The organism is Roseinatronobacter sp. (assembly GCF_051859525.1).
Classification (GTDB): Bacteria; Pseudomonadota; Alphaproteobacteria; order Rhodobacterales; family Rhodobacteraceae; genus Roseinatronobacter.
The window spans coordinates 39,493-55,018 of the sequence record NZ_JBHYFM010000003.1; the positions used below are offsets into that span (position 1 = coordinate 39,493).

General features: G+C 59.0%; 14 protein-coding genes. 8 read left to right on the forward strand and 6 right to left on the reverse strand.

Annotated elements, in window-relative coordinates; all coding sequences use genetic code 11:
- Positions 1–103: 103 nt before the first annotated feature.
- A complete protein-coding gene (locus tag ACTIE1_RS04580; protein WP_439562203.1) occupies positions 104–967 on the forward strand; it encodes an N-formylglutamate amidohydrolase in 864 nt (287 codons plus the stop codon).
- Positions 968–975: 8 nt separating this feature from the next.
- Here ACTIE1_RS04580 and ACTIE1_RS04585 read toward each other — a convergent pair whose 3' ends face one another.
- Positions 976–3,501, reverse strand: a complete 2,526-nt coding sequence (locus tag ACTIE1_RS04585; RefSeq protein ID WP_439562204.1) for a cation:proton antiporter — start codon at positions 3,499–3,501, stop codon at positions 976–978.
- A 249-nt stretch (positions 3,502–3,750) separates the two neighbouring features.
- Here ACTIE1_RS04585 and ACTIE1_RS04590 point away from each other — a divergent pair, with 249 nt between their 5' ends.
- Together ACTIE1_RS04590 and ACTIE1_RS04595 are read left to right on the forward strand one after the other, a co-directional pair.
- Entirely contained in the window at positions 3,751–4,626 is an 876-nt protein-coding gene (locus ACTIE1_RS04590) for a 3-hydroxybutyryl-CoA dehydrogenase (RefSeq protein ID WP_439562205.1), read from the forward strand.
- 87 nt (positions 4,627–4,713) lie between these two features.
- Complete coding sequence (locus ACTIE1_RS04595; RefSeq protein WP_439562206.1) at positions 4,714–4,989, forward strand: hypothetical protein; 276 nt, start codon at positions 4,714–4,716, stop codon at positions 4,987–4,989.
- Positions 4,990–4,994: 5 nt separating this feature from the next.
- Here the strand turns inward: ACTIE1_RS04595 and ACTIE1_RS04600 are convergent, their stop codons facing one another.
- Together ACTIE1_RS04600 and chrA are read right to left on the reverse strand one after the other, a co-directional pair.
- Positions 4,995–6,170 (reverse strand): glycosyltransferase, encoded by a 1,176-nt coding sequence (locus ACTIE1_RS04600; protein ID WP_439562207.1) that lies wholly within the window; start codon positions 6,168–6,170, stop codon positions 4,995–4,997.
- 225 nt (positions 6,171–6,395) lie between these two features.
- Positions 6,396–7,613, reverse strand: coding sequence for a chromate efflux transporter (gene chrA / locus ACTIE1_RS04605; protein WP_439562208.1), 1,218 nt, complete (start codon positions 7,611–7,613; stop codon positions 6,396–6,398).
- Between the two features lie 283 nt (positions 7,614–7,896).
- On the opposite strand from chrA, the gene ACTIE1_RS04610 reads away from it, so the two are divergent.
- From ACTIE1_RS04610 to ACTIE1_RS04630, 5 genes are read left to right on the forward strand one after another with little or no spacing between them, the layout of a single operon-like run.
- On the forward strand, positions 7,897–8,643 hold the full coding sequence (locus tag ACTIE1_RS04610) for a transglycosylase SLT domain-containing protein (protein WP_439562209.1): 747 nt from the start codon (positions 7,897–7,899) through the stop codon (positions 8,641–8,643).
- Entirely contained in the window at positions 8,640–10,727 is a 2,088-nt protein-coding gene (flhA, locus tag ACTIE1_RS04615) for a flagellar biosynthesis protein FlhA (protein WP_439562210.1), read from the forward strand. Before ACTIE1_RS04610 ends, flhA begins: the two co-directional genes overlap by 4 nt.
- Entirely contained in the window at positions 10,724–11,515 is a 792-nt protein-coding gene (locus tag ACTIE1_RS04620) for a flagellar biosynthetic protein FliR (RefSeq protein WP_439563285.1), read from the forward strand. The genes flhA and ACTIE1_RS04620 overlap by 4 nt, the downstream gene beginning before the upstream one ends.
- On the forward strand, positions 11,512–12,600 hold the full coding sequence (locus tag ACTIE1_RS04625) for an EscU/YscU/HrcU family type III secretion system export apparatus switch protein (RefSeq protein ID WP_439562212.1): 1,089 nt from the start codon (positions 11,512–11,514) through the stop codon (positions 12,598–12,600). Before ACTIE1_RS04620 ends, ACTIE1_RS04625 begins: the two co-directional genes overlap by 4 nt.
- Complete coding sequence (locus tag ACTIE1_RS04630) at positions 12,597–12,926, forward strand: hypothetical protein (protein WP_439562213.1); 330 nt, start codon at positions 12,597–12,599, stop codon at positions 12,924–12,926. The genes ACTIE1_RS04625 and ACTIE1_RS04630 overlap by 4 nt, the downstream gene beginning before the upstream one ends.
- Before the next feature lie 7 nt (positions 12,927–12,933).
- Here the strand turns inward: ACTIE1_RS04630 and ACTIE1_RS04635 are convergent, their stop codons facing one another.
- The 3 genes from ACTIE1_RS04635 to flgH form a co-directional block, all read right to left on the reverse strand.
- A complete protein-coding gene (locus ACTIE1_RS04635; RefSeq protein ID WP_439562214.1) occupies positions 12,934–14,214 on the reverse strand; it encodes an aminopeptidase in 1,281 nt (426 codons plus the stop codon).
- 79 nt (positions 14,215–14,293) lie between these two features.
- Positions 14,294–14,758 (reverse strand): flagellar basal body-associated FliL family protein, encoded by a 465-nt coding sequence (locus tag ACTIE1_RS04640; RefSeq protein ID WP_439562215.1) that lies wholly within the window; start codon positions 14,756–14,758, stop codon positions 14,294–14,296.
- Between the two features lie 23 nt (positions 14,759–14,781).
- On the reverse strand, positions 14,782–15,525 hold the full coding sequence (flgH, locus tag ACTIE1_RS04645; protein ID WP_439562216.1) for a flagellar basal body L-ring protein FlgH: 744 nt from the start codon (positions 15,523–15,525) through the stop codon (positions 14,782–14,784).
- Between the last annotated feature and the right edge of the window lies 1 nt (position 15,526).

The window sequence follows — 15,526 nt, forward strand, 5'->3', positions numbered from 1 at the left end:
GCGTCAATTGCCGCCCGTATAGAAAGAATCGCAGGCATGATCAAGGGCTTTCGGAGGTCAGATCATTCGCGCTATAGTTATTTTCTGAAACATGGCCGGACAAATGAACGCATTTAGTTTTTTCCCCGCAAATATGGCCACAAGTGCAGTGGTTTTTGCCTCTCCGCATAGCGGGCGGAATTATGCGCCGGCTTTTTTGACGGCTTCTGTGCTGGACGAATTGGCGCTACGCTCCTCCGAGGATGCTTATGTAGACCTGTTCTTGCAAAATGCGCCCGAGTCTGGTGCGCCTGTGCTGCTTGGTGGTGTGCCACGCGCCTATGTCGACTATAACCGCGCCGCGACCGAGCTGGACCCCGCGCTGATCGCAGACCTTCCAAAAACGACACTTAACCCGCGCATCATGTCGGGGCTTGGGGTGATTCCCCGTGTTGTTGCCGGTGCAAGGGCCATTTATGCAGGCAAGATCCCCCGCGCCGAGGCCGAGTTCCGCCTGAACCGGTTCTGGCACCCCTATCATGCCAGACTGACGGCCCTGATGGATGAACACCGCCGCCGTTTTGGGCGGGCAATCCTGCTCGACATGCACTCGATGCCGCGCGACGCCACCAATCACGACAGGCGCTTTGCCGCCAAGCGTCCGGATATCGTGCTTGGGGACCGATTCGGGGCGGCATGTGCGCCTGATATCAGCGATCAGGTGGCCAGCATTTTCACATCAGCCGGTTTTCGTGTCGCCCGCAACGCCCCTTTTGCCGGTGCCTATATCGCGCAGCGCTATGGCACCCCGTCCACAGGGCAGCATGTCGTCCAGATTGAAATTGACCGCGGCCTGTATCTGGATGAAACGACAGTGGCGCCCAGCCGCGATTTCGATGCCTTCGCGCGCATCATGGGACAGATCATCCCGAAACTGTCAGAAATCGGACGCAGCAAGGACGTCAACATCGCGCTTGCCGCAGAATAGTGCAGGTGTCATCCCTGCCCGGATTGGTTGGGCAGCGGGCCAAAGACACTCAGATCCAGTGTGACGCCGCGCTTGGCCGCGCTTTCGGAAACCGCATGTAGCAGCGTCTTGTTACGACTTAGCATCCGGCGGAAGCGGGTTTCGTCCAGTTCCAGCAGGGTCGAGTGGCTGATCGCACTGACCATCGCCTTGCGGGGCTCGCGGGCCAGCATACCGATATGGCCAAAAAACTCGCCACGCCCCAAACGCGCCTTCTGCCCTTTGCGTTCAACCTCAACCGCGCCAGAGGCAATGAAGAAAACGCTGCTTGCCACCTGCCCCTTCCGGATCAGCACAGCCCCCGGTTCGACATAGCGCGTTGTCAGCGCCCGCGCGAGGATCTGGCGCTGTTCATCCGTCATATCCTTGAACAAGGGAAAGCTGCGGACGAACGCGCTTTTTTGCAAGGCGAAATCCAGATGCGGGCGGGCCTCGACTTTGGTGCGGGCGGTGTTGGCACGGTTGCGCAGGGTCGTGTATAATTCACGGCTGATCAAACCATCACTGAACAGCGTCTCATATTCGCGTTCTTCCAGTCGCAAACTGGTCCGGCGAATAAACCGGCGTTCCATTTCCTCGGCATATCCGGGGTATTGCAGGCGTAGCCCTTCAATGGCGTTTTCCGTCTCCTCCTCTCGGCGGCGCAGCAATTCATGCAGCAAATCCGCAACGCGGCGGCCATGAATGCGCCTGATCTTGTTGTCCAGAAATCCGTGCAATTGCCCAAGAACAAGCCGCTGGTTCAACAAAATCTCGAACCGGTCCGCGGTCATGGTTTCCAGCAACCATGACCATTTCAAGCGGCTGTGCAGCCACACGGCCACCCGATACCATGCGCCATAACCCAGCGCCATCCGGCCCGCCGCGCGGTATTCATAGCGTCCGCCCTGCCGTGTGCGTTCAATCAGCCGGTCCACATCTGTCAGCATCTGTTCCACCAGACGGGCTGAAAACAGCTGCTGGCGGAAATTGTCGATAATCAGATCACGTTCGCGCCCCGCCAATGCGATAAGGCCCAGCGTAATACGGTCACGGTCGGGAATGGCCTGCGCGTCTTCTGCCAGATCCACGGCAATATCCAGCCGTGCAGCAAATCGTTTCGCTTCTGAACGAATGACCTCTTTGGGCAAGCGGTAGTCGCGGGTCGTATCTGCCACCGCTTCGCGCACATTTTGCAGCGCAACCGCAATAACCTGATTGGACAGCGCGGTATCAAGCGCGGGCAATCTGTCCAGCCCCAACCGACTGATAACCCAGCGCAGCGTTGTCCCCTGTACCAGAAGCGTGAACAGGGTGAATCCGGTGGCCAGAATGCCCACTTCGCGCTTGATGGCCGGCGGGACCAGCGCGCTTTCGGTGACAGCCAGCGCCAGCGCCAGCGTGACCGCGCCGCGCAACCCCCCCCACAGAATCGCTGCGCGATATGGCCTGTCCACACGCGGGGACAGTTTCAGCGCCGACAAAACCGGCAACATGCCAAACAGGATGACAGCACGCGCAACGAAGGCCGCGACCACGATGACCCCGATCAGGAAAATATCATTGGGACGCACATCCCCCATAAGGCGCGGTATCAACAAGGCCGCCAGAATGAAGATCAGCGCCCCCGCCCAATAGGCCAGCACGTCCCACACTTCGCGCAGGTAGTTGTAACTGGCTGGCGTCAACCGCCCCGGCCCCAACAGGTTCAATGTCAGCCCTGACACAACCACCGCAATCACCCCCGAGGCAGAGGCCAGCTGTTCGGCAACGATATAGGTCAGATATGGCAGTGCCACACTGACAGACACCTGCGCGCGCGGGAATGTCGGGATCAATGCCATCAGGGATACAGTGACCCGTGCGAAAAACCAGCCAATCGCAACGCCACCGGCAATTAGCCAGGGAAAGGTAACAAGGGCTTCTTGCAATGTCGGGTCCGGCACGCCCAGCATGACAAACGTGATAAAGAAGCCGAACAGCGCAATGGCAGCCGCGTCATTCAAAAGGCTTTCGCCCTCGACGATCCGCGTCAGGCGCTGCGGGGCCGCGATATTGCGAAAGATGCTGACAACCGCTGACGGGTCGGTGGTCGACACAATCGCGCCGATCAACAGGCAGGCCACAAGCGGAAGCGTTGTAAACGGTTTCAGCGCATACCCAATCACAACCGTTGCAACGACGACCGCCATCACCGCCATCACCAGAATGGGCACCCAGTCATCCAGCATGCGCCGCGCATTGACCATAAGCGCAACCTGAAACAGCAATGTCGGCAACAGAACATACAAAAAGACATTCGCGCGGATCGGTTGGTCCAGCAGACGCCTGACAGTCGGGTTCAGCGCCTCACTCAGGTCGGAATTCAGCAAATACAGCGCAATACCGCCAAGCACGCCGCCCACCACGGCCAGAATCACGGTAAAAGGCAGCCTTGCCCGTTCAGACAAAGGCTCGGAAATACCAATAACGATGAAAAGCACTGCAAGCGCAGCCACAAGGGTAATTATGTCCATACTCTTTTATAGCCAGAAAGCCGCGTTAATCTAATATGTTAGCATCACTTTGATGACATTTTTCATGCAGTTGTGTCCGTTTGCATTCACTTAGGGCAGGCATATAACCTGAAAACGTCCTGAAGCCCGCTTTGCACGCCAATCGCGATGTGGACACATGGCCGTAATACGACCACATGGCATTCTCTCTTGCGCTGGCCGGTCCGTGGGTCATATGGTCGGCACGAAACAGGAAACCGGGGGCAAAAGATGGACATCAGGACAGTGGGAATTGTCGGTGCGGGCCAGATGGGGAATGGCATTGCCCATGTTTTTGCCCTGGCCGGCTTTGACGTTTTGATGAACGACATATCCGCAGATGCCCTGAACAAGGCAGTCGCCATCATCGACGGCAATCTGGAACGTCAGGTGTCACGCGAGAAGATCTCGGCCGAGGCGAAGGCCACGGCAATGGCACGCATCCGCACGACGACAAACCTGCATGAACTTGGACCTTCGGACCTGATTATCGAGGCGGCGACAGAACGCGAGACCATCAAGCAGGCCATCTTTGAAGACCTGTTACCACATATCCAGCCCCATACGATCCTGACATCGAATACATCTTCTATTTCGATCACACGTCTGGCCAGCCGCACCGACAGGCCCGAGAAATTCATGGGGTTTCACTTCATGAACCCTGTGCCGATCATGCAACTGGTTGAGTTGATTCGCGGGATCGCCACAGATGATGCGACCTATCAGGCCCTGCTTGCTGTGGTGGAGAAGCTGGGCAAAACGGCCGCCAGCGCCGAAGATTTTCCGGCCTTCATTGTGAACCGCATACTGATGCCCATGATAAACGAGGCCGTTTACACCCTGTATGAAGGTGTGGGGTCGGTAAAATCCATCGACGAGTCGCTGAAACTGGGCGCAAATCACCCGATGGGCCCGCTGGAACTGGCGGATTTCATCGGTCTGGATACCTGTCTTGCCATTATGAATGTGTTGCATGACGGGCTTGCGGATACGAAATACCGCCCCTGCCCGCTTTTGACCAAATATGTCGAGGCCGGCTGGCTGGGCCGCAAGACCCAGCGCGGATTTTATGATTATCGCGGTGAAACGCCGGTTCCCACCCGCTGACAGGCACGCACCAGCACCTGCGTTGACATGGAACAAGGCAACTTCGCCTGACAGTGGTATACTCCCCCATCAGGAGGAGGGCCGACCATGATCAATGAAAACGACATTCTGGATATGACTTGTCTTACGCGCGCGCAAATAGATGCCATCGCCGAACATGAACATATCACCCCCGTTACCGCAGCAGAACTGGGCGAATACATGATGCACATCCATCATGGGCCGCAGCGTGTGCAACAAATGATCTGCGAAGACATCGCCCAAGCGCTGCATGCAGATGACCTGACCAAGGCACGCGGGCTATATGCAACACTGAAACAGTTTATTGCAGAACACCCCGAAGCCCTGCGCGGCAACGGATAGACGCATCAGGCATATGTCCTGAACAGGGCTTTCAACTGCGCGGCACTTTGCGTGATATCATGGGCGGCCTCGACGCGGGTGCGGCCTGTCGCCCCCATGCGGGCCAGTTGTTCCGGCGATGCCTGCATGCAGGCGCGCATCGCATCCGCAAGCGCGGAGACATCCCCCGCAGGCACAAGCCAGCCCGACTGCGCATCGACCAGTTCGGGAATGCCCGCGATATAGGTCGAGATCACTGGCCGCCCCAAGGCATGGGCTTCCATTATCACAATGGGCAAGCCTTCGGCAAAACTGGGCAATAGCAGCGCGCGCGCCTGCGCAAGCGCATCCCGGACGCCTGCATTATCGGCCCAGCCACGCAGGTCCACATGATCGCCCAATCCGTGCCGGTCGATCGCCGCGCCAATCGCGGGCCGCGTATCCCCGTCCCCGATCAGGACGACACGGGCATGCGGGTGGGTCTGATGCACATCTGCCAGCGCGGCAACAATCAGTTCCTGCGCCTTTTGAACGCATAACCGCCCGACACAAACGAATGGGGCATCGGGTGCAGGCGCGGGTGAAACGGGCAAGTCATCCAGATCAACCCCGCAGCGCACCACGTTCAGCTTCGGCCAGATCGACATGCCACCGGCCAGCGCAAGCTGCACGCGAGCAAACTCGGTTATAGCAACAACAAAGCGTGCATGTTCCAGCTTCATGCGCAAGGACGCGGCGACAGGGTCCAAAAACTCGTCAGGCCCATGCGCGGTGAATGAATACCCCGGACCGCCCAATTGTGCACAAAGCAAAGCAACTGCGGCAGTGTTCGTTGAAAAATGGGCATGGACATGGGTGCAGGCACCCAAAGATCGTTTCAGATGCACGGCCTCCAGTAAATACGCGACATGACGCACGAAGGAACCGCGCGCGGCGTTCCGGTGCAACTGCCATGCGGTTCTTGCCGCGCGCAGAAATCCGCGCGGGTTTCGCCCCCCCTCGCGCAGCGCCATCCCCAACAAACGCAGCCCACCCGGGGCCAGAAGATAGGTTGTTCGCGTCTGCTCCTGCCGGTCTGCCGGATCGACAAGCGGTTGATCCCACGTGCGCAGGGCAAACCGGCTGACAGACACGCCCAACGCTTCCAGCGCGGCAATTTCCCGGCGGATGAATGTCGCAGATGTCACCGGATATGTGTTCATCAGATACGCAACATGCGATGTCCCAGCCTTCTGCAGACCGCAGGGCGGCACTGGCGAAGATTGTTCTGGCTGAACTGAAAAACTCAAATACCTAAAACGCCTTGTCTTGTCGCATGCAGTTTGCGAACCATTCGGGACTGCGCGCAATTTGCAGTGAACCCTTCAAAAATACAATACAAAAGCCCGCAGGCCGGCGCGGACAACGGTGCGCCACGTGCAGTGAATTCACCCCGGCATGGCCAGCCCGACCCCGCCCATGGCCGCCAGCACCACCACGGCCCAAGGTGGCGCCTTCCACGCCATCAGCGCCACGAAGCAGACCAGCGCCAGCGTAAAATCGCGCATGTCCCCGATGGCGCTGGTGAATACCGGCGAATACAGCGCCGCCCCCAAAATGCCCACCACGGCCGCATTCGCGCCTTGCATAAACGATTGGGCGCGTGCCATGGCGCGGAACCTGTCCCAATAGGGCATCACCCCCACCAGCAACAAGAAGCCTGGCGCAAAGATGGCCCCCAGCGCCAGCGCCGCCCCTGCAATACCATTCGGTTCCGGCCCCAGCACGCCCCCCAGATAGGCCGCAAATGTGAATAATGGGCCGGGCACGGCCTGCGCGGCACCATAGCCGGCAAGGAAATCATCCGGCGTGACCCAGCCGGTTGCCACGACTTCGGCCTGCAACAGTGGCAGCACCACATGCCCGCCGCCGAATACCAGCGCACCCGCGCGGTAAAAACTGTCAATGACCGCCAAGGACTGGCCCTGCCCAGCAAGCAGCGGCAACAAGAACAGCAACGCAAAGAATACGACGAGCGCCCCCAAGGCCACCCCGCGCGACACGGGCATCCTGACATGCCCGCCCACAGGTGTTCCCGTCCCGCGCCCAAGGGCCAGACCGGCAACCCCGCCCAGCGCAATCGCGCCCACCATGCCAAAGGCACCGGGCAGGAATGCCAGCACCGCCACAGCCCCCACAGCAATCGTTGCACGTTCTCGGTCCGGACACAGGTTTTTCGCCATGCCCCAAACGGCTTGGGCAATGATCGCCACGGCCACAATCTTCAGCCCGTTCAATGCCCCTGTTCCGACAGGTCCGTCAATGCTGGCCGCGCTGAGCGCGAAAACCAGCAAAATCAGTGCCGATGGCAGCGTAAAAGCCACAAAAGCCGCAAGCGCCCCCGACCAGCCCGCGCGCATCATCCCCAGCGCAAAGCCCACTTGCGACGAGGCCGGACCGGGCAGGAACTGGCACAGTGCGACCAGATCGGCATAGGCACGGTCATCCAGCCAGCGCCGCCGCGTGACCAGTTCATCGCGGAAATAGCCCAGATGCGCGATTGGCCCGCCGAAACTGGTCAGGCCCAGCTTCAGAAAGGCGATGAACACCTCGCCCGCGCTGCCCTGTTCCGGTTGCGTGTCGGTCGTTCGGGCATTTTTTGTCATTCTGTCACCGCTGCTTCGTCAAGCTGGCGCAATCGTCTGTGTGCAATGTCCAGCGCCTTGCACCCTTTTCGCGTGGCCGTGTAAAACCTGCACGACAAATGCACCTTGTGGCCGGTATGATTGGCGTTTGGTAGAGCATGCTTTGCCCAGACCGTCAACGCTGCACCTGCCAAGGCTGTTGCCTGCCTGAACTGCGAATGACGGACAGGTTACGGAATATAAACTTTCATCATGCTTAGTTGCACCACGGACCAGCAAGAAGCGGCCGATTCGGAGCAGCAGCATGCGCAAACCCATCCTGATTACAGCGGCCCAAAGGCTGCACTGGTTCTATTTGGGCCTCGCCTTCTGCGTCTTCAGCATGATTGGCGCCTCCGCTGTGACACCGCGCGGAACAGTGTCCGCAGACCCTGCCCAAACATGCCTGTCTGCGGCACAGGTTTCCGCACGACGTCACGGCGTGCCCTTCGATGTGATGCACAGGATTGCGTTGGTGGAATCCGGCCGCCAAACGGAAAACGGCAGAACCCCATGGCCTTGGGCAGTCCATGCAACCGGACGCGGACACTGGCCCGCCACGCGCGAGGGCGCGCTGGACATTATCCGCGCCGCGCTGGCAGCAGGCCATAGCAATATCGATATCGGGTGCTTCCAGATCAATTATCACTGGCACAGTGACCAGTTCCCCACATTGGAAGCGATGCTGGACCCGATACAGAACGCGGAATATGCCGCACAATTGTTGAATGGCCATTTTCAACGTCTGGGGTCGTGGACAGCGGCCGCAGGCGCCTATCATTCTGCGACACCGGCACTGGCGCAGCGCTATATTGCGCGTTTCAATGCTGTTGCTGCAAACGCAGGGCCACCGCCACCATCCAATCCGACAAGCCCGCAGCGGCGGCAGGGCACACAGACGAATTATGCCCTGCTGCAATCGGCCGGTGACGGCAAGATGGGCTCGCTTGTTTCGCAATCCGCCATGCAATCCGCCCGCCCTTTTCTTGAGACGGGAACGCAGACACCATGATTTCCCTGAATCCAAAGGCCCTGTTCAGCCCGACAGTGTTGCTTGCCCTGGCACTTATGGCCGTCATCGTCATGATGATCCTGCCGGTGCCTGCGTGGCTTCTGGATCTTGGACTGGCGACGTCTTTTGCGCTGGCGATCCTTATGTTCACGGTCACGCTATTCATCCAGCGCCCACTGGACTTTTCAATCTTCCCGACAGTTTTGCTGGCATCCCTCATGCTGCGCCTGTCGCTGAATGTATCCTCAACCAAACTGATCATCGGCGAAGGGCATACAGGAACAGGGGCGGCAGGCGGGGTCATTCAGGGCTTCGCCAGCTTCGTGATGGGCGGGTCGGTCTTTCTTGGTGTGGTCATCTTCCTTGTGCTGCTGATTGTAAACTTCATTGTCATAACAAAAGGCGCGGGCCGCATGGCCGAGGTGGGCGCGCGCTTCGCACTGGATGGCATGCCCGGAAAACAGCTTGCCATTGACAGCGACATGTCCGCAGGCGCGATCGACCACCAGGAGGCGAAACAAAGGCGTGAAACAGAACAGGCGGAAACGAATTTCTACGGTTCGCTGGACGGGGTGTCGAAATTCGTAAAAGGTGATGCCGTCGCGGGCCTGCTGATCACGCTTCTGAATATCGTCATGGGGCTGATCAATGGCACCATGATGCACGGCATGAGTCTGGCCTCTGCCTTTGAAACCTATGCCATCCTGACAGTTGGCGACGGGTTGGTATCACAAATTCCGGCTGTCATTATTTCAATCGCAGCCGCCCTGCTTCTTGCGCGTGGCGGGGCAAACGGGGCCACGGATAGTGCACTTTTCGAACAATTAGGCCGGTATCCGTCAGCCTTGGCGACTGTTGGCATGCTGATGGCACTCTTTGCCTTCGTTCCCGGCCTGCCGTTCATCCCCTTCGTGATCGGGGCGGCTGTCCTGCTGGGCCTTGCATGGATGGCGCAACAGGTCCAGACGCGCCTTCGCACAGAGGCAAGCCGTCCAACACCTTTGTCGGACCCCACCCCGGAACGCATGCTGGGTGATGATCTTGATGTTGACGAAATCCATGTGCAATTCGCGCCGGATCTTGTCCCGATGGTGCTGGACCCCGGTATCGGGCTGGATGCGCGTATTTCATCGATCCGGTCGCATATTGCGCGCAATTTCGGTCTTATCCTGCCGGAAATCCGGCTGACGGATGATGCAAGCCTGCCTGCGGGCAGCTATGCAATCCTTATTCAGGGCGTCGAGCAGGCACGCGACCACCTGCGCCCCGGCAAGGTACTGGCACTGGTGCAGGACGCCTCCAGCTTCGAGTTGCAGGGCGAGGATGTGCGCGAACCTGTCTACAAGGCCCCTGCGCGCTGGATTGACGCCAGCCAGCAGGAAGAAGCGGCGCTTGGCGGAACCACTGTCGTAAACCCGACAGAAGTTCTGGCGACCCATCTTCTGGAAGTCCTGAAATCCAACTTTGGCCGCCTGCTGAATTTCAAAAGCCTGAACCGCATACTGGACGAAATGACGCGTCTGTCCGACGCATCGCGTGCAGATGCCAACAAACGCCTGCTGAACGAATTGATCCCCGACAAGGTGCCGGTGGAACTACTTCTGGCAGTGTTGCGCCTGCTGCTGGAAGAACGGGTCTCTATCCGGAACCTGCCACTTATTCTGGAAGCCATCGCCGAGGTGCGCGGCGCTTTGCATGGGCCGGAAACTGTCTGTGAACATGTGCGCCAACGTCTGGGTTTCCAACTTGTGGCCCCGCTGAAACGCAGTGACGGCACCCTGCCCCTGATCCAGTTGGCCCCCGACTGGGAGGACATATTCACAACCTACCAGCTGGCGGGCGATCACGGTGCAGCAGATGTGGCGCTTCCCCCCGAAGATTTCGCCCGACTGACCGAACGTGTCGCCGAAAAGCTGGGAATTCTGGCGCAGAATGGCGAATCTCCCGCGCTTGTGACATCCGCCCACAGGCGGCGTTTCCTGCGCACGGTCCTGACCGCGAAGGGTCTGGTCGCCCCGGTCCTGTCATACGAGGAAATCGGACTGGAAGCACGCCCTGCCCTGCTGGGAACCATCCCCACATGAGCCTTGAAATTTTCGATACACTCGCCGCATTCATGGACCAGATGGTGCCGGAACTTGTTCATGGGTTTGGTGTGTTTTTGCGCGTGGGGGCCATGATGGCATTGATGCCCGCATTCGGCGAAACCGTGATCCCCGTGCGGGTGCGTCTGGCGCTGGCACTTGCCTTCACGCTGATCATCACACCCGCCATCGACGCGGGTTTACCACAGCTTCAAGGGGGGCCGGTGGCACTTGTCATGGTCATCGCGGCAGAAGGGCTGGCAGGTCTGACACTTGGTGTGGGCTTGCGCCTGTTTGTGATCGCCCTTCAAACTGCCGGAACCATCGCCGGGCAGGCGACATCCTTGTCACAGTTCTTTGGCGGGGCGGGTGTGGACCCGCAACCGGCCATGTCGCAGATACTTGTCATGGGGGGACTGACGCTTGCTGTCATGGCCGGATTGCATGTCCGGCTGGCGGAATTCCTGATCCTGTCCTACAGTTTTTTCCCGCCCGGCCAGTTTCCGGATGCAAGCAGTATGGGCGCTTGGGGCACAGCGCAAATATCGCGCGCATTCTCGCTGGCATTCACGCTTGCCATGCCCTTCGTCATCATGTCGGTGCTGTATTATGTGGCCCTTGGGGCCATCAACAAGGCCATGCCGCAACTGATGGTGGCATTCGTTGGCGCACCCGCAATCACCTTTGCAGGGCTTGCACTGCTCCTTCTGTCCGCCCCCCTCATCCTGCCGATCTGGCATACGGCGTTTGAAACCTATATCGCAAACCCGACAGGCCCCACACAATGAGCGAGGAAGACCAGAGCGGCGAGAAGGAGTTCGAGGCCACCGAGCAAAAGCTGGCCGAGCAACGCCGCAAGGGCGAGGTGCCGCGCTCCACGGACCTGAACACCGCGGCGGCATTCTTTGGACTTGTGCTGGCCGCAATCGCACTTGGACAGACATCGCTTATCCGGATCGGCGAGATTGGCGCAGTGATACTGGATCAATCCGACCAGATTTCGACGCTTCTGTCCCAGAACGCGCGCGCCTTGCTGGGCGGGCTGATCGGCAACGTGATGCTGGCGGCACTGCCGCTGGTGGCGATTCCTTTTCTGGTGGTCTGGGCCATGCTGTTCGCACAGCGCGTTGTCATCTTCGCCCCTGAAAAACTGAAACCAAAAGCGTCCCGCGTCTCGGTTCTCGCCAATGCCAAGAACAAGTTTGGGCGTAGCGGGCTGTTTGAATTCGCCAAAAGCACCGTGAAACTGATTATCATTTCAACGGTTCTGTGGTTTTTCCTTATGCACAACCTGCCCCTTATTCTTGGCAGTCTTTATCTGACCCCCGCGTTGGCCATAAGCGAATTGCTGGGGCTTGTTGTGCGGTTTTTGCTATTGGTTTTTGTGGTCAAACTAGTCGTTGGCGGGATCGATTTCTTCTGGCAGCGCGCGGAGCACCTGCGCCGCAACCGGATGTCGCACAAGGATATGCGCGATGAGATGAAACAATCCGAGGGGGACCCGCATGCCAAAGGCGAACGTCGCAGGCGCGGGCGCGAAATTGCCAGCAACCGCATGCTGGATGCGGTTCCCGACGCCAGCGTTGTCATCGTCAACCCGACACATTACGCGGTTGCGCTAAAATGGTCGCCCACATCTGAAAATGCGCCGGTATGTGTGGCAAAAGGGGTCGATGAGATTGCGTTGCGTATTCGGGAACGCGCCAAGGAAGCGGGCGTACCCATCCATTCGGACCCTGTGACCGCACGCGCGCTTTTTGCCAGCATTGAGCTGGATCAGGAAATCCAGTCAGAACATTATGCAGCCGTGGCGGCCGCAATTCGTTTCGCAGACACAATGCGCGCGAAGGCGCGCAAGGGGCGTTGGTCATGACATCGGATAACAGGCTTGAACGGCTTCGGGCGATTTCACAAATGGTCAAGGACAAGGAGCTTGCGAAGCTCCGGACACTCGCGCAGGCCCGCGATGAAACGCACGATCGGGTCCAGCGGCTTATGCAACCCGTTGCGCTGGTGCAGGATCCGGCCTTGTTCGCCGCGCGGCAACTTCATGCCAAATGGGCGCTGGAACAGCGCATCCGCCTGAACCGCACTCTGGCACAACAAACCGCCCGCCTGATCGAACAACGGGCCAAGGCTGCGCGCAGCCTTGGCAAGGCCGAGATTGTTACAAATCTATGTCGCCAGAACCAAATCTAAGCCAGTTTCAGGGGGTCACCCACTCGCCCGCACGCATCAATGCGACCCGACTTCCGTCAACATGCAGCCCGTCAACATCCATCCTGTCTGACCCGATCATCCAGTCGACATGGATCAGGCTGTCATTCCCGCCACGGGCCGACACTTCATCTTTTGACAATGTGTCGCCACCTTCAAGGCAGGACGCATAGCATTGCCCCATTGCAATATGCGACGCTGCATTTTCATCGAACAATGTGTTAAAAAACAAGTGCCCGCTTTGCGCCACCGGTGAACTGTGCGGAACAAGGGCGACTTCGCCCAGTCTTGCCGCGCCATCATCTGTTGCCAGCATATCACGCAGCACATCGCCGCCACGCGTCGCTCGCGCCTCGACCGCGCGCCCCGCCTCGAAGCGCATTTCAATTTCATCGATCAGCGTGCCCTGATGTGACAATGGCTTGGTCGCACGCACATACCCGTCCACGCGCGCGGCGTGCGGGGTCGTGAATACCTCCTCGGTGGGAATATTGGGGTTGCACCGCACGCCGTTGCGCGCAACCGACGCCCCGCCTTGCCAGAAATGCCCATCTGCCAGACCAACATGCAAGTCGGTGCCTGGCGCCTGAAAATGCAAACTGTCAAATCGGGCCGTGTTCAGCATTTGGCACCGCCGCGCCAGTTCCGCGTTATGCGCCGTCCATGCGGCGACCGGATCGGCCTGGTCCAGCCGCGCCGTTTTCCGAATGGCCTGCGCAAGTTGTTCGAACGCATCCTGTGGGGGCTGGTCCGGAAACATACGCTGCGCCCAATCCAAGGTCGGGCAAGGGATGATGGACCAGTTGATATGAAATCCGGCAATCGGCGCCAAGGCAGGTCGATATGCGGCCGCATTCGCGCGGTTGGCACGGCCCACTTTTGCAGCATCCTCCTGTGCAAGCAGGAACGGATCCTCGCCCACAAGCGCCAGACGCGCCGCACCGTTTTCATATGCTTTGGCCATCCCTTCATACAGCCAGTCCGGCGCCTTGTCGAAACTGTCGTCACGGGCGTGGCGAAACCGCGCAAGGGTCATGTCCCGGTCACTGACAAGGGTTGTCACCAACCCCGCCCCTGCGCGGTAAGCTTCTGCTGTGATCGCGCGCGCCAGCGGCATGGCCGAACTCGGGGTGGTCATGACAAGGTCTTGCCCTGCCTGCAGATTCAACCCGACATGCACCGCCAGATGCGCCAGACCGTCCAGCAAAGCGGGATCTGCCGCGATTTGTGTAGCAAGCGGCGTATGCGTCAATGCGCTGTCATGGGTCATGTTTCGGGGCCTTCAGGTTGTGAACATTCCCCCGGAAGCTGTGCCACCCTGCCGCCAAGGTCAAGGGCGCAAACCCCGCTCAGGCGCCACTGCGCAAGATATCGGTAATCAGCACCCCGGTTACAACATCGCGCCCCAGCAGGCTTTGTCCGGTTTCCAATAACGCCTGCCGCAAAAGCGTCATGTTATTGTTCGAGGTGAACATTCCGTCAAACCCGCCAGTATTGGCATGGTCGAACATGACTTGCAGGAAACGATCCCGCAATCTTGGTTCATTTCGCAAGACCGCATTCTCTTCCGCGCCAGCAATCTCCAGTGTCAATGACATAACAATCACCGAAACAATCCGGTCCCCCTCCAGCAGGGGAACCATGAACTGGTTTTTCATCTCGAACAGCGTGACATCAAGCTGGCTCGGGTCAACAAGCGGGATATCCTCGGCGGCGGCCTCCGATGGTTCCGGCGCGGGGCGCAGCCATAACCCTGCGCCAACGCCGCCAGCGGCACCCAACAAAATGAGCAGGATTGGAATTAGCTTTGCCATGGTGCCCCCTTGCGCCCGAACCTTCAGAACGGTGCCAGAATATCAATGATCTGTTCGCCATATCGCGGCTGCTGCATTGTCGAGATAACACCACGCCCCCCATACGAGATGCGCGCACCGGCGATCTTGTCATAGGTAATCTCGTTCTGGCGTGAAATATCCGTCGGACGCACATAGCCGGTGACCAGGAGTTCGCGCAGCTCATGATTCACGCGAACCTCCTGCCGCCCCTCGATGCGCAAAACGCCATTTGGCAACACTTCAACAACAGTTGACGCCACGCGCAGGGTCAGCTTCTCATTCCGGCGCACCGACCCGTTGCCCGAAAAACTGCTGCCACTATTGGTTTCGATACCAGCACCAATACTGAAGCCGCCTTCGTTCTTGCGATCTATTGCTTGTGGTATTCCAAACAGTTGCGGGACAGCCATGCTGCTGGACCCTGTACGCCCGCGTGATGTATTGTTCGAAATCTCCGCGCTGTCATTAATCTCGATGACCACTGTCATAATATCGCCTTGCCGACCGGCCCTGCGGTCCCCAAGCAGGGATCGCTGGCTTACCGACCACAATGACGACGGCGCAGCGGCAGAGCGTGGTTCATTCGTTTCAGGCAGCGGTACGCGATACAAGGCTGCATGCTCGATGCTTTGCTCGGGTGGACTGAATGCGGGGGCCCTGCCCACCTCGCTCAGTGGTTGGCACGCCGCAAGGGCCAAGCTGCAAAGCAGGATGGCGACAGGGCGCAGGAAAGCTGGTTTTGTCATG